Origin of the sequence: Rhodopirellula sp. UBA1907, from assembly GCF_002337565.1 — a bacterium.
GTDB classification, from domain to species: Bacteria; Planctomycetota; Planctomycetia; order Pirellulales; family Pirellulaceae; genus Rhodopirellula; species Rhodopirellula europaea.
Genome location: NZ_DDGH01000066.1, coordinates 65,138 through 87,632 on the forward strand (window position 1 = coordinate 65,138; position 22,495 = coordinate 87,632).

Annotated in this window: 18 protein-coding genes; 7 read left to right on the top strand and 11 right to left on the bottom strand. The window is 55.2% G+C overall.

Annotated features, from left to right (window positions below; translation table 11 throughout):
* Window positions 1–42 precede the first annotated feature (42 nt).
* The gene (ahcY, locus tag B2R17_RS14545) at window positions 43–1,389 is read right to left on the bottom strand and encodes an adenosylhomocysteinase (protein WP_008659636.1); all 1,347 of its coding nucleotides are present in this window, start codon (window positions 1,387–1,389) and stop codon (window positions 43–45) included.
* Between the two features lie 354 nt (window positions 1,390–1,743).
* On the opposite strand from ahcY, the gene B2R17_RS14550 reads away from it, so the two are divergent.
* Complete coding sequence (locus tag B2R17_RS14550) at window positions 1,744–4,296, top strand: PSD1 and planctomycete cytochrome C domain-containing protein (protein ID WP_286764548.1); 2,553 nt, start codon at window positions 1,744–1,746, stop codon at window positions 4,294–4,296.
* Here the strand turns inward: B2R17_RS14550 and B2R17_RS14555 are convergent.
* From B2R17_RS14555 to B2R17_RS14570, 4 genes are all read right to left on the bottom strand, one after another.
* A complete protein-coding gene (locus B2R17_RS14555; protein ID WP_286764549.1) occupies window positions 4,293–5,153 on the bottom strand; it encodes an alpha/beta hydrolase family protein in 861 nt (286 codons plus the stop codon). The genes B2R17_RS14550 and B2R17_RS14555 overlap by 4 nt on opposite strands.
* Window positions 5,150–6,187: a flotillin-like protein FloA gene (gene floA, locus B2R17_RS14560; RefSeq protein ID WP_008659633.1), complete on the bottom strand. Its 1,038-nt coding sequence runs from the start codon at window positions 6,185–6,187 to the stop codon at window positions 5,150–5,152. Before floA ends, B2R17_RS14555 begins: the two co-directional genes overlap by 4 nt.
* A 131-nt stretch (window positions 6,188–6,318) precedes the next feature.
* Complete coding sequence (locus tag B2R17_RS14565; protein ID WP_286764550.1) at window positions 6,319–7,116, bottom strand: HisA/HisF-related TIM barrel protein; 798 nt, start codon at window positions 7,114–7,116, stop codon at window positions 6,319–6,321.
* Entirely contained in the window at window positions 7,113–7,757 is a 645-nt protein-coding gene (locus tag B2R17_RS14570) for a DUF2617 family protein (protein ID WP_008659631.1), read from the bottom strand. Before B2R17_RS14570 ends, B2R17_RS14565 begins: the two co-directional genes overlap by 4 nt.
* 186 nt (window positions 7,758–7,943) lie before the next feature.
* Between B2R17_RS14570 and B2R17_RS14575 the strand changes: the two genes are divergently transcribed.
* Window positions 7,944–8,522 carry an anthranilate synthase component II gene (locus B2R17_RS14575; protein ID WP_286764551.1) on the top strand — a complete coding sequence of 193 codons (579 nt, stop codon included), beginning with the start codon at window positions 7,944–7,946 and terminating at the stop codon, window positions 8,520–8,522.
* A gap of 85 nt (window positions 8,523–8,607) precedes the next feature.
* Here B2R17_RS14575 and B2R17_RS14580 read toward each other — a convergent pair whose 3' ends face one another.
* The gene (locus B2R17_RS14580) at window positions 8,608–9,123 is read right to left on the bottom strand and encodes an NUDIX hydrolase (RefSeq protein WP_008659627.1); all 516 of its coding nucleotides are present in this window, start codon (window positions 9,121–9,123) and stop codon (window positions 8,608–8,610) included.
* A 212-nt stretch (window positions 9,124–9,335) separates the two neighbouring features.
* On the opposite strand from B2R17_RS14580, the gene B2R17_RS14585 reads away from it, so the two are divergent.
* Genes B2R17_RS14585 through B2R17_RS14595 form a run of 3 tightly spaced genes read left to right on the top strand, consistent with a single transcriptional unit; the run spans window position 9,336 to window position 15,687 of the window.
* Window positions 9,336–10,577 (top strand): glycosyltransferase family 2 protein, encoded by a 1,242-nt coding sequence (locus tag B2R17_RS14585; protein ID WP_286764552.1) that lies wholly within the window; start codon window positions 9,336–9,338, stop codon window positions 10,575–10,577.
* On the top strand, window positions 10,570–12,201 hold the full coding sequence (locus tag B2R17_RS14590; RefSeq protein ID WP_286764553.1) for a hypothetical protein: 1,632 nt from the start codon (window positions 10,570–10,572) through the stop codon (window positions 12,199–12,201). The genes B2R17_RS14585 and B2R17_RS14590 overlap by 8 nt, the downstream gene beginning before the upstream one ends.
* Before the next feature lie 45 nt (window positions 12,202–12,246).
* Window positions 12,247–15,687: an AsmA-like C-terminal region-containing protein gene (locus B2R17_RS14595; RefSeq protein WP_286764554.1), complete on the top strand. Its 3,441-nt coding sequence runs from the start codon at window positions 12,247–12,249 to the stop codon at window positions 15,685–15,687.
* 179 nt (window positions 15,688–15,866) lie between these two features.
* On the opposite strand, the gene B2R17_RS14600 is transcribed toward B2R17_RS14595, so the two are convergent.
* Together B2R17_RS14600 and B2R17_RS14605 are read right to left on the bottom strand one after the other, a co-directional pair.
* Complete coding sequence (locus B2R17_RS14600) at window positions 15,867–16,640, bottom strand: response regulator transcription factor (RefSeq protein ID WP_037249431.1); 774 nt, start codon at window positions 16,638–16,640, stop codon at window positions 15,867–15,869.
* Between the two features lie 870 nt (window positions 16,641–17,510).
* Window positions 17,511–17,846 (bottom strand): hypothetical protein, encoded by a 336-nt coding sequence (locus B2R17_RS14605; protein WP_008662819.1) that lies wholly within the window; start codon window positions 17,844–17,846, stop codon window positions 17,511–17,513.
* A 303-nt stretch (window positions 17,847–18,149) separates the two neighbouring features.
* Between B2R17_RS14605 and B2R17_RS14610 the strand changes: the two genes are divergently transcribed.
* Entirely contained in the window at window positions 18,150–18,938 is a 789-nt protein-coding gene (locus B2R17_RS14610; RefSeq protein WP_286764555.1) for an SDR family NAD(P)-dependent oxidoreductase, read from the top strand.
* Here the strand turns inward: B2R17_RS14610 and cyaB are convergent.
* From cyaB to B2R17_RS14625, 3 genes are all read right to left on the bottom strand, one after another.
* The gene (cyaB, locus tag B2R17_RS14615) at window positions 18,924–19,490 is read right to left on the bottom strand and encodes a class IV adenylate cyclase (RefSeq protein ID WP_008662824.1); all 567 of its coding nucleotides are present in this window, start codon (window positions 19,488–19,490) and stop codon (window positions 18,924–18,926) included. The genes B2R17_RS14610 and cyaB overlap by 15 nt on opposite strands.
* 68 nt (window positions 19,491–19,558) lie before the next feature.
* Window positions 19,559–20,446 carry a hypothetical protein gene (locus B2R17_RS14620; protein ID WP_286764556.1) on the bottom strand — a complete coding sequence of 296 codons (888 nt, stop codon included), beginning with the start codon at window positions 20,444–20,446 and terminating at the stop codon, window positions 19,559–19,561.
* 15 nt (window positions 20,447–20,461) lie between these two features.
* Window positions 20,462–21,589 (bottom strand): thiamine phosphate synthase, encoded by a 1,128-nt coding sequence (locus B2R17_RS14625; RefSeq protein ID WP_286764557.1) that lies wholly within the window; start codon window positions 21,587–21,589, stop codon window positions 20,462–20,464.
* 74 nt (window positions 21,590–21,663) lie between these two features.
* Between B2R17_RS14625 and B2R17_RS14630 the strand changes: the two genes are divergently transcribed.
* Window positions 21,664–22,416: an SGNH/GDSL hydrolase family protein gene (locus B2R17_RS14630; RefSeq protein ID WP_286764558.1), complete on the top strand. Its 753-nt coding sequence runs from the start codon at window positions 21,664–21,666 to the stop codon at window positions 22,414–22,416.
* The last annotated feature ends 79 nt before the right edge of the window (window positions 22,417–22,495 follow it).

Below are 22,495 nucleotides of genomic sequence, written 5' to 3' on the forward strand. Positions count from 1 at the left end.
CGTAGCTTTCTTGCGAGAGCCCACGTCGTCCGCAGCAGCGGCCTAGTAGCGGTAGTGGTCTGGCTTGTATGGGCCTTCGACTGGCACACCGATGTAATCGGCTTGCTCTTGAGTCAGCTTGGTCAGCTTCACGCCGATTGCTTCCAAGTGCAGACGAGCAACTTCTTCGTCCAATTCTTTTGGCAACAAGTAAACCTGAACGCCGTACTTGTCATTGTCACGGTTCTGGTACAGCTCCATTTGAGCGAGCACCTGGTTGGTGAACGAGCTGCTCATGACAAAGCTTGGGTGCCCGGTTGCACATCCGAGGTTCACCAAACGGCCCTTGGCCAAAATGATGATGCTTCGGCCGGTGTCACTGAAAGTGAAACGATCCACCGCACCGATGTCCGATGGTTTGATCTCACTGACGGTCGCTTTGCCATCAGCAACTTGTTGCTCGGCCCATGCGATGTCGATTTCGGTGTCGAAGTGCCCGATGTTGCAAAGAATTGCATCGTTGGGCATTTGCTTCATGTGCTCGCCCAAGATGATGTCTTTGTTGCCCGTCGTGGTGACGTACAAACGACCTTCTTTGCAAGCTTCTTCCATCGTAGTGACTTCGAAGCCTTCCATCGCAGCTTGAAGCGCGTTGATGGGGTCGATCTCGGTAACCAAAACGCGGCAGCCATAGCTTTTCAGGCTGTGTGCACAGCCCTTTCCAACGTCGCCGTAACCGCAAACGACGGCTACTTTACCGGCCAACATGACGTCGGTCGCTCGCTTGACACCGTCCGCCAAAGATTCGCGGCAACCATACAGGTTGTCGAACTTGCTCTTGGTGGCCGAGTCGTTGACGTTGATCGAAGGAACACGCAACTTGCCCGATTTGTTCAACACTTCCAAACGGTGAACGCCAGCGGTGGTTTCTTCACTGATGCCGTAGATGTTGTCCAGCAATTCAGGGAATCGATCGTGAACCATGGCGGTCAAGTCACCACCATCGTCCAAAATCATGTTGAGTTTTTCGCCCGATGGGAAATCCAGCGTTTGCTCGATGCACCAATCGAATTCTTCCTCGGTCATGCCCTTCCAGGCATAAACGGGAATCCCAGCCGCTGCGATGGCAGCCGCCGCGTGGTCTTGGGTGCTGAAGATATTGCAGCTACTCCAAGTCACTTCGGCACCAAGCTCAACCAACGTTTCAATCAAAACGGCGGTTTGGATGGTCATGTGCAAGCAACCAGCGATTCGAGCCCCTTTCAAAGGCTTCTCCGCTCCGTACTTGCTGCGAAGTGCCATCAAACCTGGCATCTCGTTCTCAGCCAACTCGATTTCTTTGCGACCGTAATCGGCCAGCGAAATGTCTTTGACCTTGTAAGGCAATTTTGTCGTTTCTGCTTGGGACACTACTTCTGTCTCTCAAATGTCGTGGAAAAGCCAGCACATTGAAAACAGCCCTCAAACGACGGGCGTCAGAGGGGTTGGGGACCGATCACAGGGACTCCTGCTGGTCCACAATCCGCCGCACGCAGCGTCGTCTTGGTGGGCTGATCGGGAAAACGCCCGATCGGCTGGCTTCGAAAGCGCGCAAAGTATAGACGAACCAGTTTTTTTGCCATCCCCATTTGAGAGTTCCGATTCAGATCTTTCGTTTCGCAAATGCGAGTCGATAGGCTATACTGGCTCTCCGAAGACACCTAAAACTCTAAGAAATAGCGTCACCGCCTGTTTTCCCACCTATCTCGCCCTCACGAGTCACGCATGAACGCGATTTGCGGTCCCACCCTCATGCTCACCAAACCGATGCCAGTTCACCTGCAAAACCTGAACAAAGCCCAGGCGGCAAAACGGATTCTGCGATTCGCCGTCGTCGTAGCATGCTGCTTCTGTTTCAGCACAACTGCTCGAGCGGAAGTCGACTACGCGACGGAGATCAAACCGTTGCTGGCAAAGCGATGCTATTCCTGCCACGGACCCGATCAGGCTGAAAGCGGCTTGGGGCTCCACAACGCTGAAACAGCCATCATCGAAGGCGACTCGGGCGAGCGGCTGATAGTGCCAGGCGACGCAGATGCCAGCCACTTGCTGGAACGCATTGTTGCCAATGATGACTACGAATTGATGCCACCGGAGGGCGAACCGCTCGACGAAGCAGAAGTCGAACTCATTCGACGTTGGATTGAAGAAGGTGCCACGTTCACCAAGCACTGGGCGTATGAGCCAGTGCAGGATGTGTCGCCGCCAGACATGTCCGATGCAATCCAAAAGCACATCGTGGCCCAAGCCAAATCAAATGACGAACCGGCGAAAATTAGTCCCGTGGTTCAGGACTGGAAAAAGTCTGGCCATCCCGTCGATGCGTTTCTACTGGACTCGCTACTCGCCGCGGGACTGACACCAAACGCACCCGCAGATCGCCGAACATTGATTCGCCGGGTGACACTCGACCTGACTGGATTGCCACCAACACCAGAAGAGGTCGCCGACTTCCTCAGCGACACCGCCCCCGACGCCTACGAGAATCTGATCGAACGCTTGCTGCAGTCACCTCACTACGGTGAACGCTGGGGACGTCACTGGTTGGACTTGGTCCGCTATGCCGAAACCAATTCGTTCGAACGCGATAACCCCAAACCCAATGCATGGAAGTATCGCGACTACGTCATTCGGTCATTCAATGAAGACAAACCGTACGATCAATTTGTTCGAGAGCAACTAGCAGGTGACTTGCTTGATGAAGTCACCACCGAATCGCTCACCGCAACCGGCTACTACCGACTCGGTATCTGGGACGATGAGCCCGCCGATCCGTTGCAAGCTCGCTACGACGAGCTGGACGATTTGGTCGCGGTAACAGGTCAGACGTTCCTCGGTCTGACGATCAACTGCGCTCGCTGTCACGATCACAAGATCGATCCAATTCCGCAGACAGACTACTACGGCATGCTGGCATTCTTCGCCGACGTCAGTCGTTACGGAACCCGAGGCGACCAAACATCGAACAACCAAATTGATGTCTCCGAACCTGGGCTGAACGAAGCCTACGCGAAACTCGATGCCGAGCGACGCGAGCTCGAAGAAGAAGCGACAAAGATCGAGCAGGACGGCATCACCAAAATGTCGGCTCCCGATCAACGCGCAACCGAAGGCCCCAAGCGACAACGCGAACGCATCTTGAAAAAGAAACTGCGTCCGTTGCTCTCAAAGGAACAACGCAAACGATACGACGAAATCAAAGCGGCACTCAAACTCGTCGCAGAAAAGCACAACGATCTTCCTGATCGCGCCCAAGTCCTCGGACTCGGTAAGCTGCGTCCGATCGAAGAAACGTTTGTGCTGTTCCGCGGAAACCCTCATTCACCGACCGATCCCGTCACACCTCGGTTCCCGGAGATCTTCAAAGAGACTCCACCTGAAATGACGCCAGACGAACGCCGCCGCGTCTTCGCCGACTGGGTGACTAGTTCCGACAACCGGTTGTCCTCACGAGTGATGGCGAACCGAGTTTGGCAGCACCACTTCGGGCGAGGCATTGTCCGATCGCCAAACAACTTCGGCGGACTTGGCGTTCCTCCGACCCATCCAGAATTGCTCGACTACCTTGCCAATCGTTTGGCGGACGGAGGCTGGAAATTGAAGGATCTGCATCGCTTGATCTGCACCAGCAAGGCGTACCAAATGTCTTCCGAGATCAACGAGTCATCCAGCTCGATCGATCCGGCGAACGATTTGCTCTGGAGATTCGATTCCCGCAGATTGAGTGCCGAAGAAGTTCGCGATTCAATCTTGGCCGTCAACGAATCGCTCAATCGCGAAAGTTATGGACCGAGTTTTTATCCAAGTCTTTCGGCCGAAGTCCTGGCCGGCCAATCCAAACCCGGTCAAGGCTGGGGCAACTCCAGTGAAGCGGAACGCAACCGACGCAGCGTTTACATTCACGTCAAACGATCGTTGCTGACTCCACTGTTGTCCGCGTTCGACTTCCCAGAACCTGACACAACCTGCGAGGCTCGTTTTGCGACGCTTCAACCAGGTCAAGCCATGTCGCTTTTGAACAGCGACTTCATCCACGAAGAAGCCGACAAGCTGGCTAAATCAGTCCGCTCGCGGTTGCCTGCCGACGCGGACTCAACGGCATTCGTTTCGGCGGTGATCGAACAAGTCCTCATGCGTCCGGCACTCGACATCGAAATTGAAGAAGGTGTCGAACTGATCGATGAGCTGATTGCCAAGTACGAAGTCGGCCCGGAGCGAGCCAACGCGTTGTACGCACTGAGCGTAATGAACTGGAACGAATTCGTCTTCGTTTTCTAACGGTGACGATTTAAAAAGGCCGCTGCTGTATCAGCCACCAAGATCGCGTCCCCGGGATGCCGGATCAAAAGATGATCAGCCCCGGAGAGCGTGACCACGCTGCATCCGGGTTGACCGTTTTCGCTGCTGATCAAACTCGAGATCCGCAAAGCGTGATCGTATCCAACGGTCTCGTCAGCGGGTGAATGAAACGCGATGACCTGAGCACGCACCTTCGGCAATTGGTCGGCGAGTTGATGGGTTCGGAAATCATCCAGCATCTCGCGGCGTATCGTCCAGCGACGACCGCCGATCTCAACTTCACCCAGTCCTTCTTCCTGAATCTTTGGATTCATTCGGTCCAGCAAATTGGCCAAATGAACCGTGTCACTGGGTGCCGCGATGGCAACGACGGCTTTCAACGTTTCCGGTCGAGCCGATTCATCCGAAGCAACCGCCAGCGACGCGGCACCACCAAAACTGTGTCCAATGAGCCCCGTCACCGCACCCAACTCGGTTCCGGCAAACTGAATCGCAGCCCTCAAATCAGCTTGGTTCGATGTGAAATGCGTGCGTGAAAAATCGCCGTCACTTCCGCCCAATCCAGTCATGTCAAATCGCAGAACGCTGACGCCCAGTTCCGCCAAACGTCGCGAAATTCGTGCGATGGCCTTAAGATCTTTGCTGCAGGTGAAGCAATGACTGAACACGGCCACGGGAGCATCCGCGAGCAATTCGCTCGTCGATCGCTCCCGAGGTCGATCGACAATTCCTGCCAACTCAAAACCGTTGCCGCCACTGAAACGCACTCGATAAGAATAACGTTCAAAAGGTCCCTCAACCGGTTCACCGGCCAAAGATCGAATGTCCGAACTCACGCCGAGCCTTCCGCCGCCGCACCGTTGACTACGTTTCCGATACGGCCGGCTTTGAATGCTTCGGCGAGTGCACGCGGAACATCGGCTTCCGCCAGTACCAAACGCGAACGGTTTTCGGACACGCGAGCGTTCATTTGTTGCTCAGCAGCAATGGCCTCTGCTCGGCGACGTTCTGCCTGAGCACGAGCGACTCGAGTATCCGCTTCCGCTTGATCGTTCTGCAAACGAGCACCGATGTTTTCTCCTACATCAATGTCAGCAATATCAATCGAAACAATTTCGAACGCGGTTTGAGCGTCGAGCCCACGCGAGAGAACCACGCGGGTGATCATGTCTGGGTTTTCCAGAACCTTGAAATGCGTCTCAGCGGATCCGATCGAGCTAATGATCGCTTCACCCACGCGAGCGATCACAGTGTCTTCGGTTGCCCCACCAATCAATTGCTCGATGTTCGTTCGAACCGTGACGCGAGTGCGAACCCGCAGTTCGACACCGTTCTTGGTGATCGCGCTCAGTGTCGTTTTTCCACTGCGTTTTGGATCGGGGCAATCGATCACCTTTGGATACACACTGGTTTGAACCGCGTCCAACACATCGCGACCAGCCAAATCGATCGCCGCCGCCTGATCGAACTCCAAAGGAATCTGAGCTCGATGAGCAGCGATGATCGCATGAATAACATTCATCACATTGCCACCGGCCAGATAGTGAGCCTCCAACCGATGCGTGCTGATTCCATCGCGGCGCCCGATGTTCAATCCGGCTTGCGCGACCATCACCTTCGCTTGCACGATCACGTTTGGATTGACCTTGGTGAAGTGCATGCGAATCAAATTCAGCAATTGCACATCGGCATCCGACATGAATGCCTGAAACCAAAGCTTCCCGTAGCGAAGGAAAAAGAATCCCAACACCGCGGCGAAGAACAGTGCCAAAAAAACGCCGACGAGCAGCAGCAACGAACTGGAATTCAATCCGCCCGGTGGATTTTGGGCAAGCAACCGCCAATCGTGAGTCAGATCAATCATCGCCATGTTGTTTTCACTTGGTGAGTCAATTCAAAAACCTGACGTTCCATCAAGAGTTTGATGACGGCAGGCGTTCTAATGATAGCAGTTTGCCTATGGGCAAGCGAAGCCGCTGCAAAACACGATTTCGCCCGGTCTCACGAGCTTTCCGAGGTGCGACCAGCACCCATTCCCGGCAGCAACGCGGAAGCGATCAGAAACGCCGAATAGCCTTCTGAAACGAGTCCGCGAACGTCCTTCATATCGCGAATCCCGCCACCGGTGATCCAACTCATGTCGCCAAACCGCGAAACGATGTCAGAAAACACGTCGCCATTTCCTGGGCCGGATTCGCTGCCAACCGAGGCGACATCCAACAGAATTCCTTCCCGAATATTTCTTTCTCGAGCGGCCACGGCCCAATCGGCGGCAGTTTTGGGACCGACAAACAGCCCGGCTCGAAAATCCAAACTGAGAGTCAGATTGGAAGCGTCAATAAACTCCAACATTCGGTTCATCACGTCGATCGAGTCCGCTGTTTCGGTGGCGATGATCCAACGCAAACTCGCACCATTCGCGATCGAGCGGTTCATTTGCTTCAACCAATCCTGGTCGACTTGCGAAACCGAACCGGCCCATCCACAGTCGATCCAAAGGATTTCATCGCGACGAACTTCTCTCGCCAAGGTGAGCAACGCGTTTCGCTGGCGGCCTGATCCCATCAAGCCGTTCAGATCCGCGACATAGAAACGTCGAATCCCAATCGATCGATACCAATGCAGCAACGAACATTCGTTGTCGGACAGTTCACCGATTGGTTGGTACTGCGAACGATTTCCCGCGATGCCGTGCACCGCGATGCCATCCATGAGATCGATGACGCCGATCAAGCGATCGAGGACCGACTTCCACTGCCGGTGCAGTTGCTGAGAAAGAAAAGCTCGCGTCGTGCTCAAGCCGAAGTTGCGTCGGCTTCTGGCAGAGTGAACAGCGATTCCACTTTGACGATCGCGTAGTCATCAGGAAAAGTATGGATCGCCTGAATCAGCATGGAACGTCGGCGTGTTTCGATGTTGACGTAACTGATTGCTCCGAGTGCCATCCGACCGCTCGAATCAAAACGGTGCAGCAAACCTTCGGTCGGCCCGGTTCCCAATTGCTGGCCAACCATCCAGAACATTTTGGGATCGACCGTTTCGAGCTGGAAGTGTGACCGGTAAGACAATCCGGATCGGCAAGTCGCTTCTTCCGTTCGGCTTCCCTTCAGCGATTGCCGAATCAAACAACGACGCGATGGCAAGGGCTGATGAGCGCTGGTGGCAACCTCACAAAGCGTGGTCGCCGCGGACTCAGCGTTGGATGCTGAATTGAACGTGACCACGTGACCGCAGTTGGTCACCTCGATCTTGGCATCGTAGCCATCTCGTTCGATCCTTCGCGTTTGATGCACAACGAGAAGTTCCGGGTGCAGCGATCGACTGAACAAGTGAAACGCAAGTTCAGCAACTTTTGGGCGAACCGAAAGCACGATGAAGAGTCCAAAGAAGAGTTCGTATCTATCTCGTCGCGAAGATGCCTTCGCGTCGCGGTCAGTCACCCATTATACGCTGTCCGGCTAAACCTTCTAAAGAGCGTTTACGTCTTGACTCGGCAAGAATATCCTTTCCTTTTGAATGTCACGAATTCATCTTGACATTGCCGTTCCGCCTGATTTGTCGCTCCGACAGAATCCGCCTTGCCACCACTTCCGCAACCCAATCGGTTGCCACTCGGATTTGCCGCCATGATTTTGGTCATCGATAACTACGACTCATTCACCTACAACCTAGTTCAGCGAATGGGTGAAATTGATCCGTCGGCGGAAATCCGAGTCCATCGCAATGACGATCTGTCTCCAGACGAAATTGAATCCCTATCCCCTGAACGGTTACTCATCTCTCCGGGACCGTGCACTCCCACCGAAGCCGGGGTCAGCGTCGAATGCGTGCGACGCTTCGCGGGCAAGTTTCCGATTTTGGGAGTTTGCCTCGGGCATCAATCAATTGGCGAAGCCTTTGGTGCGACAATCATTCGGGCTCCCGAGTTGATGCATGGCAAAACGGACGGCATTCATCACGACGATGGGGGCTTGTTTGCGGGGCTGACGAATCCATTCACCGCGACGCGATATCATTCGCTTGTGATTGATCCCGATACCGTTCCCGATGACTTAATCGTCGGAGCGTGGACGGACACGGGAGGAAATCGGCAAATCATGGGAGTCCGACACCGCCAACATAAATTGGAAGGTTGGCAGTTTCATCCAGAAAGTTTTTTGACCGAGCCGGGCATCGAATTGATCAAACGTTTTCTGGCTTGGTGAGCCGACGTCCGACTGAAGGAAAACGCAATTTCGGCCGCCTGAAAATTTGGGCGAATCCCGTCAACCGGTTGGCTCTCGTCGGTATTTAGATTTTCTGGAACAGGAACGCCTGCAATCCAATCAGCGTCTTTGCGTCGCGAATTTGACACGTCTGCACGAGCTTTAAGAGCTCTTCTCGGTGCATCAATTTGGTCTCAATCCGCTCGGTCGTCTCAAGCTGTTGTTCCCCCGCGGTGAGGTCTTTGGCAACGACCAAATGCATCAGCTCGTTGCCCAACCCGGGTGCCGAATAGAACTCGCAGGCGACGCTCAAATCACCAGCTTGATAGCCGGTTTCTTCCGTCAATTCGCGGGCCGCTGTCACCAGCACCTCTTCACCGGGATCGCGTGTTCCCGCAGGCAATTCCAGCAAAGTTTCGCCCACCGCCGGACGTTCATTCTCGATCATCACCACGGTGTCTTCGTCGACCAAAGGCAGCAACACCACGGCGCCGGGATGCTGAATGAATTCGCGTCGGTGTGACTGACCATCCCGCCCCGGTAAGTCCAAAGCAATGACGTCAAAACGACTACCACGCAACAGGATTTCAGGTTTTGACATGGCGACAGCCTCCAATGCGGAATTGATTCATCGTGATCGAAACAAACTTAGAATGTCACCATCGAGAAAGACGATCTTGGTGACATCGATCGAAACAATAGGCAGCCAACCAACAATTCGCAACGAAGCGAACTGGCGGATTGAAACTCCAGAAAACGAAGATCAATCCCCCCAGAGGTGGCAAGGGGCTTCAACCTGAGTATTATACGCGAATGAACACTTCATCCTCTCCGATCTCGTCTCCGCTTGGCTCGCCAGCGCCGGTCACGCCAGGTTTGTCGGCTGGAATTCAGACACCTGAACCGCAACCGAGCCGGCCGGCCTCCGGTCCCGACCGCCTCGAAGAAATTTCGGTGGTGATACCTGCGATGAACGAAGAGGCGTCATTGGCCGAACTTCACGGGCGCATTGTCGATGTTTGTGCGGAACAAAACGTTCGCGTTCAAATCGTCTTCGTTGATGACGGATCGACCGACAAAACATGGCAGAAGATGGTCTCGCTTTGCGGCACCGAATCGGACCAATCCCATTCAACCAGTGCGTTGCGCTTGCGTCGCAACTTTGGAAAGGCGGCTGCCTTGAGTGCCGGCTTCTCCGTCGCTCGCGGGTCGATCGTCTTCACGATGGATGCGGATCTGCAGGACGACCCAACCGAGATTCCTCGCTTCTTAGAAAAGATCCAAGGCGGACTCGATGTCGTCAGCGGTTGGAAGCAAACTCGCCATGATCCTTGGCACAAAGTACTGCCCAGCCGAGTCTTCAACGCGCTGGTCAGTTCGCTGACTGGTGTTCGGTTGCACGATCACAATTGCGGCTTCAAAGCCTATCGCCGAGAAGTCTTGGCCGAAGTCGATCTGTACGGCGAACGTCATCGGTTCATCCCAGTGCTCGCATCCGCCCGTGGTTTTCGAGTGGGCGAGATTGTTGTTCAGCATCACGCTCGACAACACGGCGTGTCGAAATACGGCGTTTCGCGACTAGTCAAAGGATTTTTGGATTTGCTCAGCATCCACCTCGTGACCGGATACGGTCGTCGACCGCTTCACCTGATTGGCACCGCTGGTTTGCTGTGCTTCGCGGTGGGCTCGGTGGGAATCACCTACCTTAGCATCAAATGGGTTTGGTCCCGCATGGGCGAGGGCGAAGTCCTGCACCTTCATTCAACCGCAATCTTCTACTACTGCATCCTGGCCGTCCTGCTTGGTGCCCAATGCGTACTGGCTGGATTGCTGGCCGAGCTGGTGATTTCCGTCGCCGCGGCTCGCGACCGCAGAGAAATGATGAACATGAGCGACGCTCAAACAAATTCCATATTGAACACTGACGATAGTTCTCGTCTTCTCCCCAATGCATCGGGATACAGCGTTTCGGATTGGGCCGGCTTAGGCGAACCCAACCATCAGTCGACTTCGTCGAGTGATGTGGATTCGACGGGGCCAACTCACGATGCGTAAACACGAGATACCGCGACAACATCGTCGCAACACCTACGCGATCATGATCGTCGCGACGCTTGCGATTGTTGCCGGACGTATCGCCGTCGTCTCCAGCAAAGAAGGCGACACGGCGTTCCTGAGTGCAAACGATCGCAGCCGTTGGTGCACGGTTGCTTCGTTGGTGGAAGAACACACATTCGCGATTGATGGCCCCATTTCGATTCGATCCGAAGACGGCAAACGTCGACCTTGGAACACGATCGACAAGGTGCGCCATGTCGGCTCCGACGGCCAACTGCATTACTACAGCAGCAAGCCAACTTTGTTGGTCACGATGGTTGCGGGCGTCTATGGCGTGGTGCACCACACGACCGGTCTGACGATGACCGAGCAACCGATCTATGTGCCTCGGTTGCTTTTGATGCTGATCAACCTGCCAGTGCTCGCGATATTCTTGGTGACGATGGCGTTGATCGTCGAACTGATCGGCGCGTCGGACTATGCGAGACGAATGGGAGTTGCTGCCGCCTGCTTTGGCACGATGATGGTTCCCTTTGCAATCTCGTTGAACAATCATTTGTTCGCCGCAGCGGCGACTTCGTTGACGCTTTGGTTGTACCTCCGAGCTGCCGACAAGATGAGCGATTCGTTCTCTGGAATCACCTACCACCCCAAGCTCGCCCCTTGGGTTGTCGCGGGAGCCTCAGCCGCATTTGCGGTTGCCTGCGAACTGCCCGCCCTTTCCATGTTGGCTCTTTGGGCGGTGTTGTTTGGCTGGATGAATCCTCGATCGATTCCGGGTTTTGCTTTGGGTGCCAGCGTTGTCTTGATCGGAATTTTCGCAACCAACATGTGGGCTCACGGCAGCCTGCGTACACCATACGCCCACCGAAGTGCAGGCGAACAGATCGAGGTGATCGAACTTCCCTCCACACCGTCGATCAATCAAATCGATGTGTCGTCGTCGCACAGCGAAACGCTTCGGACCGCGACTCAAATCGACCTCCGCGAACTCAACGAAGGCGGTTACGAGGTCATCGCTGAGCAGAAAGACACGAAAGGGAATCCAGTCCAGACCCAATACAAACTGGCTCGATCCGGTTCCGGATGGTCCTTGTTCGTTTGGGACGACTGGTACGACTACCCCGGAAGTTACTGGCGGACAGACAAACGTCGCGGGGTCGATTTGGGTGAACCCAGCCGGATCGCGTACCTGTTTCACGCGACTCTCGGTTACTACGGTATTTTCTCCATCACACCGCTTTGGTTCCTCGTTCCCGTTGGCATGGTCGCGGGATGCCGTCACGGGCCCGGCTATATGCGTCGACTTTCCGCTGCGATCGCACTGGCGAGCGTCGTGTGCCTGCTGTTTTACGTTGCACGTCCCGAAATCGACCGAAACTATGGTGGGGTCAGTGTTTGCTTCCGCTGGATGCTCTGGTTTGCTCCCCTATGGCTCTACAGTCTGGTTCCGGAGCTGAGTTCGCTGAGTGAAAAGATCCAAGGCCGGTATTTCACGCTCGTGCTGCTGGCCGCCAGTGCATTTTCGGTTTCGACCAGCCTGTCCTCCCCCTGGCAGAGCCCCTGGATCTACCGTTTTGCGAGCTTTTTGGGGTGGTTGGGCGACGAAATGACCCGGTAGGATCGAGCCCAACGCTCATCCGTGTCTCAAGGAGGAGACAGGCCTTTGACCGAACCGGGTCAGGAAAATCCGCCTCGCCGCAAAGCCGGCCGTTTCAAAACGGCAGTGGTACTGGTGATCACGTGCGCCCTGACGGGTTTCCTGATTCAATCATTGCTGCCTCAAACCGTCGGTGAACAAGCCCGGCGTTACTTCGAGAAGTCGCTCGCCGAACACTACGCGGATTGGGATGTAACGATCCAGCGGGGAACGTTCCAAGCCGGAACTGGATTGATCTTTGAGTCGATCGAGATCAGCCCCAAAACCAGTCGAGCCAACTTGGTTTCGAAATGGTGGTCGCAACAGCCCGCGGTCAAGATCGAACGCCTCACCGTTTTCGCTGACCTGGATCCGCAAAAGTGGATGTCAGGAGACAGCCCTCTTTCCACACGTCGCATCGCGATTGAGGGTGTCGTCGCGAACGTGCAAGTTGCCCAGGACAATGCGATCTCGTTGGAGACCCTCTACCCGTTACCGCAAATGGGACCGGCCTGCCCGCAGATCGATCTGTATGGCGTGGTAACAAACGTGACTTTCGAAGCAGCCGCTTCTCGCGGATCCTCAGACGGCAACGCAGAACCGGGAAGCACTTCGGCGGCAATGCAGCCGATCCAACTTCGATGGTCGGACATCGCCATCTCAACCGAAACAACAAACGACGATGCGGCACTGATTGCAGGAACATCTCGCGAACGCAAAATGGTGTTCGCGCGCGGCGACAGCAACTTCAGCGGCCCAATCGAATTGGCGTACGACAAGTTGCTGGATGGAACCAACGAACAACTGCGACTGAAGACGACGATCAAGGACTGCCACATCGATGATGCGATCATCGCGCGAGTCCGTTCGCGAATCTCCAAATGGCTGCCGGCGAAAGCACGCGTTCGCTTGCATGGTGACCTCTCCGCCGAATACACCAAACAAAACGAGACGGACCAATTCGAACTCGACTTGGTTTTGCACGATGGCAACTTAGACGACCCTCGCTTGCCATCCAAAATTCGCCAAGCTCGCGGACGAATTCAAATCACGCCTGAACAAATCAAACTCTTTCCAACGCAAGCCAATTTTGGCGACGCCCATTGCACGCTCCGCGGCACCGCGGCCCTGGTTCGTCAATCTCGCACCAGCTTTGACCTTGGACCGACGAACTTCCACTTCACAGGAGAAGGCCTGACACTTGATCGCCCCTTCGCGGAAGCAATGCCCGAAAAGCTGCATGACCTTTGGCAGAAATTCCAAGCTCACGGACGATTGAACCTGCGTGCCCACGCGACCAATCCTGCTCCACTTCGATCCAAAGCATGGACTTTGCAATCAGAAGTCGACATCCGTGGAATCGATGTGCAGTTCGACAAGTTTCCTTACCCGGTCGAACAACTCGTTGGCACGATCCGAATCGACAACGGGTTCGCCACTGCCGAACAACTCACCGGACGCGCCGGCGGACAACGAGTCAATTGCGGCTTTCGCGTTCCAGTTCGACTCGATCCCGACGCTCCCAAAGTTCATACCAAACAAGTCACGATCCAAACGGAAGGATCGGTCCTGATCGACGATGCCCTGATCACATCGCTGACACCTCGCGAAGCCCAATCGAGCGACCAAGGCAGCGTATCCGCGACCACAAGTGAGTTGATCGAAACTAGCACGTCCCGTTCGGTATCCAAGGTTGAGCAGTTTGTTCGTTCGTTGCGTCCACGCGGCGTGATCGAGTGGGCCACAGCAACACTGGAAACTGACGCCAACGGAAACTCATCCCGTCAGTTTGATTTTCGTGTCTCTGGTGGAACGCTTCGCTACGACAAGTTCCCCTATCCTCTCTACAACGTCGAAGGCCGAGTGCAGATCAAAGACGATCTGGTGCGAATGATTGGTTTCACCGCCAACAACGCTGGTTCGGCAAAGGTCGATTGCAATGGCCTGTACCGGATTCCAAATCCAACCGCAGCGACCAATGCGGATTCGGAATTGAACCTTCGTTTCCAGATCGCGGATTTGTCGATGGACCAATCGCTCCGCGTGTCACTGCCCGAATCAACCCGACACATTTGGGATTCACTCTCACCAGGCGGAACTCTCGACCAATTGGATGTCCACATCCATCAGTCCGGCACCAATCCGCTGGACTTGACGTTGGTTGCCGATCAAAACGATTCCGGTCAAGTCACCCCGGACTCGCTCAGCCTTCGTCCCGTGGCGGTCCCTTACCGCATCGATATCGTCGGTGGTCATGTCGAGTACCGGGACAACGAAGTCCGTATCAGCAACCTTCGCGGCCGACATGACGGTTCAAGAATGGTTGCCGACGGCACATGCATTCAACATCCATCAGGTCGTTGGTTGTTGGCGATGGATCTGCACAGTGGTTGTCGCTTGGTCCCCGACGAGGAATTGATCGCAGCAATGCCGGAACAAGTCGGCCGCGCGATGCGTGCTCTCGATTTGCGTGGTCCGATCAGCCTCCGCGGCAAAACAAATCTGCTGATGGCGAACGATGACACATCGACACCCGTGATCGATTGGGACCTGCTGCTTCAACTGGAAGGCAACCGAATCGCGGACGTTGGCCCGGTCCATTCATTACGAGGCGAGATCCAAGTGCAGGGCGTCCGCGATGCAGAAGTGCTGCAGGCGGTCGGGAACATCGCTTTGGATTCCATGCATGCGTATGGATTGCAGATCACTTCGTTGCGTGGCCCGTTCTCGATCACCAACGAACAACTTCGCCTGGGTGAAAACGCACGGTTGCCTTCTCCAAATCCCGACCCTAACGGCAGTGGTGTGCCGATCGTCGGTGCTTTGTTCGGAGGCAAGATCAGTCTTAGCGGAGGCGTGTTGCTTTCTTCAGGTGACTTCGAAATCGATGCCGCTTTGGCCAACGCACAAATCGCGACTTGCCTCGCCGAGATCGGTCAGCATCGCACCGGCATCACCGGACGCTTCGATGGCGACTCTCATTTGGAGGGCCGCTTGGGTGATCTGGATTTGCTGAAGGGCAACGGTCGCGGCAGTGTCAGCGGCGCGAACTTGTACCAGTTGCCATACCTTGTTCAGGTGTTGAACTTGCTTCGCATCAAAGCCACCGAAGACGTCGCCTTCACGAATGGGGAGACCGAATTTTCGATCTTTGGCGAAGACCTGAACTTCAACCGCTTGGTGCTCTGGGGCGATCTGGTGGCACTCGAAGGCGGCGGCACGCTAAGTCGTCGCGAACACCTCGACATGTCATTCAACACTCGAGTGAGTCCGCAGAACTTGTTCAGCAAAGTCATCAACCCGCTGCGAGACAATCGCTACACGCTGTGGACGATCGAGGTTGACGGGCCAATCGAAGCTCCCACGATCCGCAGAAAATCGCTCAGTGGGATCACGCAGACGATGGAAGATTGGTTCCCCGGAATGGTCCGGTCCACCACCGCGGATGGCGGAAACGTCAACCGATAGAATTGGCTGACAGGGTGATCGTTGAGTTGAATTAGAAGTTCGCCGCTAACGCGAGCGAGACATCACCTCGCACGCCTACAGAACAATCCTTCCAAGACTCGACCAAACTGTCCAATCGTCGAGAAATTCTCTTCGATCTGCCCCGGATAATTCTGATCGAGCCTTGGAAGGATATTTGGTTACTCGTCAACTTGAGCAGTTGATCTTGATACGGAACCACGCAGCGCCATTGGGCGTTGGAAGGCACGTCCGACTTCCGCTGAGTCGAATCGGTGATAGCGATCCAAGAGTTTCTCGACAATGCGATGCTCGCCCACCACTGCGGTCAGTTCAGCGGTCCCACCGACGCCAAAAGCAGAAAGCAGATGGCTTCGTTCAAATTCGATCAAACGTTTCGAGACGTTGTAGTTGGCCGCAATCGCTTTGGTCGGCATCCCTTCCATCACGCAGTTGAGCACTTTGCGTTGGCGTTCGGTCAGACCATCGATGATTCGATTGCGTTTGCGATGTGCCTTTTCCATTCCCACTTGGAAACGATCCCAGTCAATCGCTTGGCGAATGTGATCACGTAGCGAACCGCTGAACTTCTTTGCGTTGTCCGCTGATTTCAACACGACCGTCCACGCACCATTTTCAAACGCATGAACAACGGTTTCGATTGGCAATTCGCCAGCGACCAGGATGAGCGGCGCACTGCAACTCGCTTCGGAAAGAGCCTTCTGCACTCGTTGAAAACCGTCTCCGATCAATTCAACGTCCACGACCAAACAACCAGGACGTTCCAATCGACCTTCCGAGATCCATTCCAACAGTTGATCACTCGAAGAACACGGTATGACCGACCAATCGGATCCCGTTTCGATCAACGACTTCAGGTCGATCGGTGCGGTCTCTCCGTTTGTTTGTCGAGTCAATAAGAAAACTGCTGCACTCTCGTTCGCAGAATCAATCACGGTCAGCCCCTTCCCAATGATGGGATCATCCAAGCCTTGAAAAACGCCAGAAGTCGAACCCTCACCACTTTCAAGTCGGTGGTGATGGTGACCTGTCAAGGCTAGCACCTCGCTAGGAGTGCGTAACGGATGCTTATCCCGCAACAAAGTGCGCATTATCGCACTTCGATAGCGAGATCCGAAAGTTTTCGGCCCCCCGAAAGGTGCACGCCCATTCACTTGCCGACCATTTAGGCCAATTCTGCTCGGTGGCGACCTTCTCAACGGCTCCGGCGACCGTTTTTTCAGAGATGATCCGACTCGAGCTAAAAAGGCAACGCGGCATTGCGCGGGGGCTGTCACAACTTACTTTTAGAGCAGTGGACGAGGCCACGAGTCCCGGTCTGGCGTCAAATTCAAGGACTCGTGGCCTTCGACTGCCAACGCGATCGAGTCGACTGGAATCAAATCGTATTCTGGACCGAACCGCAACCCTCCGGATGGCCCAATTTGGTCGCAACAATCAGCTGCCATTGGGCAAATCAAAGACACCCATGGCGAGTCAGCCGGGCCAGCCTGACCGAGACACAATCTCGCTCAACTAGAGCGACTGCTCGCAGCTGTTGTCAGATGTTTCAGGCGGTGCCGGCATACAACGCAGAGAGCATGCCGATCATCGTTACGTCGGCCGCCTATCATGATTCACCGCCAAACACATCCGCTTAATGAGCGGAGTGCTGGAGATCGATCCCATAGGTTCATCGATCCCGCGAGCAAGACTTCGCCGTCTGCGGTATAGCAATCAACGACAACACCACGACGTCACTGTTCAAAACAGCGAAGTCGGTTCAGTACTGCAGAGCTCGGTCGACGAACCGGCAATCACCGGCCTCAAGAAACCAATTCGGCGGAATCCGTGGAAGCTTCGGCGGCCTTCTTTTCACTCGCACGACGGCGACGCTTCTTCGGCTTTGTGATGCCCCATTCCTTCGTCAGCATTTCAAACACCTCTGGCGTTTCGTAGCGAACGATGTTCTTGCCTTCCGGCATCGGCCCGATCAGGCCACGAAAAACCGGCATCCCTCGAAGAGCGAGGTCCGTGCTGCAGTCATCAATCCCGACTTGCTCGTGATGATCCGTCAAAGGATCGAGCGATGTGTAGTCTCGAATTTGAAGTGAACCATCTCGGCCGCGAGCGACAACGCGAAAAGTATCTTTTTTGGTCATGGCGGAATCATTCCGTTGGAGAGGTGAAAGCAAATCAATCCGATGGCGGCGAAAATTGGGAGGTCACCGCCGCGAAGCTGATTTCATCGGTGCCATGAAACTCTTATCGACCATCGATCATGCAAACCCAAAGAACTGGTGATTGCCCGATGCACATGGAATCGCCGCTTTGACGTGCGTGACCGGTCGAACGCGCCCCCTCCGAACAATCGTCGCATTTGATTCCATCAGCCGATCGCCGATCCCGACCACCGGCAACACTCGCAAAGCCTTGGGACGATCACAATTTGCCATCGTCCTACTGTGGACTGTTTCCAAGACACTCAACGCCAGACGCGACTTCCCACCATGGCTAACTGCAAATACATCGTCGTCGGTGCCGGTGGCGGCATCGGTACCGCACTCTGCAAACAACTCGTCGCGGCTGGTCATCAGGTGATGCTGGTTGGTAGGAACGAAGCAAAGCTGCAAGCACTCGCCAACGAACTCCAGCAACCATTTCAGGTCTGCGACGCGACAGATTGGGACGGACTGGCCGGAGTCGCGGACTACACGCTCGAACAATTCGGCGGACTCGACGGCGCGGTCAACTTGGCCGGATCGATCCTATTGAAACCAGCTCACTTGACCAGCAAAGACGAATTGCAGTCCGTGATCGAAGCCAATCTGATCACCGCATTTGGATTGGTTCGCACGATCGCACCTCGATTGAAAAAACAAGGCGGCGGTTCGATCGTTTTGATGTCCAGCGGCGGTGCCGCGATCGGACTGACCAGCCACGAAGCCATCGCCGCGGCGAAGGCGGGCGTTGCCGCCATGGCACGCGCCGCTGCGGCAACCTACGGAGCCAGCAACGTTCGTATCAACACGGTTGCACCGGGCTTGGTCGAAACCGACCTGACCTCCCGAATTTGGCAAAACGAACGTTCCGCCGATGCCAGTCGAGCCATGCATCCGATGGGTCGACTTGGAAAACCAGAGGACATCGCATCGATGATCGCGTGGCTCCTGGCTCCTGAGAACTCTTGGATCACCGGGCAAGACATCGCGGTTGACGGCGGACTCAGCTCGATCAAATCAGCCACTCGCTAACTCGAGTTGCATCCGCAGATAGCTTCGCGACTCGGGCGATTTCAAACCTAGCTCCGAAGCCAAGTCCATGACTTCCCCGCGAGCCTTTTCAACGGCTTCATCGCTCGGCGTACGTTCATGCAGCACACGTTCGATCTCTGCAAATTCGCCCAACCCTTCGACACGGTCGATCGTGACCGTCATCGGGTTTGAAGATCCCAAGTGAAACGTTTCTCGCTGCTTGGTAACCGTCGCGACCTTGCGAAAACCGAGTCGATCAAACAACGTCTCCATCGACTCGCCAGTTGGATCGCCGGGATCCAAACGCCATTCCAATTCTTCGCGTGCCTTCACCGCCCCCGGCCGTTTGGATCCCTTGTAAGTCACCAGCGGCGTTCCATCAATTCGGCGAACCCGCAACGCTTCCCCGGACTCGGCGAAGTCACGTGACGGATGGTTGTAATACGTGTCTTGGTTCTCATTTTCCGAGACCAACACCGCGTCATTCTCCGCCAATCGTTCTCGCAGTTCGCTAACATTGGCGACGCGAAATTTCAGTTCGATTTCAAACATCTGTCTCTCTTCTGTTTTCCGTGACAATTCAATTCGGGAAATCGCTTCCGGCGATCTACATTCATTATTCAGCGAATATTCAATCGAACCAAAGGAGCGGGGCTGCCTTCGCTGGTGACCCACACATCTGATTTTGAATCGACTGCAATCGCTTCGATCTGTTTCAATTTTGGCAAATCGATTGCGTTGGGAGTCTGAGACATCTGGTGTTTCAACGTTGCGTGATCCGCCTTGGCAAATTTGAACGCTTGCCAGTACGTCGAAACCCAAACGTCGCCTGTCGCTGGATCGCGATCCGCCGCCGTGGCCATGGCCAGCGGCAACCGTAAGATCAATTCGGCCTCAACGTCTTCATTCAACTCGCCGCTCGAACGATCCACCAATGCAACCCGATACAGCCCCACCCAAGGCGTGAATCGCTTGCACAACAAGATCAATTCTCCGGACGGTTCGTCAAACCAAATCGCTTCGCAATCTTGCGGACCATGCGGGTATTTCACGCGGAGCACATGAACGTGATCTCTCGCCACCTCGCCTGACTTCCGCGGATCCATTTCATCGACGATCAATAGTTCGATGTGGTCACGCTGTTGTTGATTGTCGCCGCAATCCGCGATCACCAACCTTGCCGGCCCATCGGCTTGAAGTGGCGGAAGGATCGCGAGGTCTTCCCAATCAACTGCCGTGACACCTGTCAATTCCCAACGCCCAGTCGCTGCGCCAGTCTCGGAATCAAAAGCAAACAACCTCGCTCGATCGCCCGAATCATTGTGCGACCAAATGCAGCTTGGATCCTTCAATGAAAAGACCATTCCACTGCTTTCATTCAACTCTGGATCACTCAACTTAATCGAAGTGACCGAGGGTTCGTCCGCGAATACGTTGGACTGCGTCGCGATTGCAATGAGTATCCACGCAAGCGTTGCTGAAACGAAGCAAAATCGACGAGTACTCACAAACGTTCCTTCGGCTCAACCATCCGGATGGGAACAGACATCACCTGAGTCGGGCGTCATTCGAAGCGGAACACGCTCCAAGATTTCTCGGATGCCCAGTGCTGTCTGATGCAGCCCTTCATGAGAAGCCAACGCTCCCGTGACCGCAACTCGTCCGATCCCCGACTGCGCGACCTTCTCGATGTTTTCCAGTCCAATGCCGCCAATCGCAAAGGCCGGTAGATTGTGATCGCCCGTTCGTTCCTCCTCACTGACCTGCTTCAAAAATTCACAACCTGGAAAGTGATCGAACGACTTGGTCTTTCCCGGGAACGTCGGCCCACACCCGATGTAGTCCGCCGTGGTTCGAGCGGCCTCGCGAACTTGCTCGATGTCATGCGTGGACAAACCGATTAAACGACCCCGCCCCACCACGCGCCGTACCGCATCCACGGGCACCTCTTCTTGTCCCACATGAACCCCATCGGCGCCCGCCGCCACCGCGATGTCGGCTCGGTCGTTGATCATCCACAAAATGTCATGTCGTTTCGCAATGACCGCTCCCAGAGTGGCCTGCTGATACAAAGTCCGGTCATCAACGCTCGAATCACGAAGCTGAATCACGTCGACTCCAGCATCGACCAACTCATCAATCCGGGCTTCCAAACGTTCCGCGTCGGGCTCACAAGCGATCAAGGCATACAACCTCGCCTCACGAATTTTTCGCGAACGATCGTTCACACTCGCGACCTTCAATTCCAAATCGCGGAACGTGGCGTAGCACTGGTAGCGAATGGACTCGATGCTCGCCGCGAATTCTGGATCCGTTGTCTTTCCGTATTCTTCCAAGCATCGCAACGCTTGCTGGGTCCGAGTCGTTGCGGCAGCAACCACCTCCGATAGATCCGCTCGAGACTGCTCGCTTGCAGTCGTCACCCCCGTGCCCACGTCCCCCGGTGTGTCGCGGGATTCGATCAATTGCAACCGGTTCCAGCGTCCCATTGCAATCGCCAGATCATGGCGGTGCGTCTTCAGGCAGTCCGTCAGATTATGATCGTCTAAGATAAAGCGAGCGAACTCCTCGAGCGTCCGAAGCCCTTCGCCAGCGCGATTCGCGTTGGCATCCAAGATTCGCAACACGGTTCTGGATTCGGCATGCGTCATTCGTCTCGTTGCTCGCTCTGTTTGTTCCACTTGAATCTCACCTTCCGTCCCTCCTTCCACCTGACCGCCTCACCATGACCCACCGTCGTCTCAGCATCCTCACCGCCGCCGTCTTGTCGATGGCAACTTTCGTCCCATCCGGTTTCTTGAAAGTCGGGCATGCCGATCAACCGACCCAAAAGGCGCCGCCACGTCAAGCACGTGCGAACGACCCATTTGCCCCACCCAAAGTCGATCCGTCACTCAACAACGTCTTGCTGATCGGTGATTCCATTTCGATCGGTTACATGCTGGACGCCCGACGAGCCCTCGAAGGCAAAGCAAACGTGTTTCGTCCCGGAACGAACTGTGGTCCAACGACTCGCGGTCTGGAACAACTCGACTCGTGGTTGGGTGACCGCAAGTGGGATGTGATTCACTTCAACTTTGGTTTGCACGACCTGAAATTCATGGGGCCCAACGGGAAGAACTTAGCCGATCCGAAGCTACCGACCAGCAAACGACAAGTCCCACTCGACGAGTACGTCGCCAACCTAGAAACGATCGCGAAAAAGTTGAAAGCCACCGGCGCGACCGTGATCTGGCGAGAAACCACTCCGGTTCCCGAGGGAGCCAGCGGCCGATTGCCCGAGGACGGACCACGCTACAACGAAGCCGCCGCCAAAGTCATGGAATCGGTCGGTCGCATCCAAACCGATCCATTTTACGACTTCGCGATGGAGCACGCGTCCACACAGCGAAAAGCCAACGTGCACTACACGCAAGCCGGCTCCCAACTGCTCGGCGAACACGTCGCCGAAGTCGTCGCAAAGGCGATCGCAAAATAACACGCTCAGTGCGGCCGAGGCTTCCAGTCACTGGATCAACACACTGGGAGCCGAGGCAGTGGTACCAAACCCGATACTT

What these genes read in the sequence shown, in the direction of transcription:
- B2R17_RS14550 (WP_286764548.1), top strand. Translation starts at nt 1,744, where the DNA reads ATGAACGCGATTTGCGGTCCCACCCTCATGCTCACCAAACCGATGCCA.
- floA (WP_008659633.1), bottom strand. Translation starts at nt 6,187, where the DNA reads ATGGCGATGATTGATCTGACTCACGATTGGCGGTTGCTTGCCCAAAAT.
- B2R17_RS14575 (WP_286764551.1), top strand. Translation starts at nt 7,944, where the DNA reads ATGATTTTGGTCATCGATAACTACGACTCATTCACCTACAACCTAGTT.
- B2R17_RS14580 (WP_008659627.1), bottom strand. Translation starts at nt 9,123, where the DNA reads ATGTCAAAACCTGAAATCCTGTTGCGTGGTAGTCGTTTTGACGTCATT.
- B2R17_RS14585 (WP_286764552.1), top strand. Translation starts at nt 9,336, where the DNA reads ATGAACACTTCATCCTCTCCGATCTCGTCTCCGCTTGGCTCGCCAGCG.
- B2R17_RS14590 (WP_286764553.1), top strand. Translation starts at nt 10,570, where the DNA reads ATGCGTAAACACGAGATACCGCGACAACATCGTCGCAACACCTACGCG.
- B2R17_RS14605 (WP_008662819.1), bottom strand. Translation starts at nt 17,846, where the DNA reads ATGACCAAAAAAGATACTTTTCGCGTTGTCGCTCGCGGCCGAGATGGT.
- cyaB (WP_008662824.1), bottom strand. Translation starts at nt 19,490, where the DNA reads ATGTTTGAAATCGAACTGAAATTTCGCGTCGCCAATGTTAGCGAACTG.
- B2R17_RS14625 (WP_286764557.1), bottom strand. Translation starts at nt 21,589, where the DNA reads ATGACGCATGCCGAATCCAGAACCGTGTTGCGAATCTTGGATGCCAAC.
- B2R17_RS14630 (WP_286764558.1), top strand. Translation starts at nt 21,664, where the DNA reads ATGACCCACCGTCGTCTCAGCATCCTCACCGCCGCCGTCTTGTCGATG.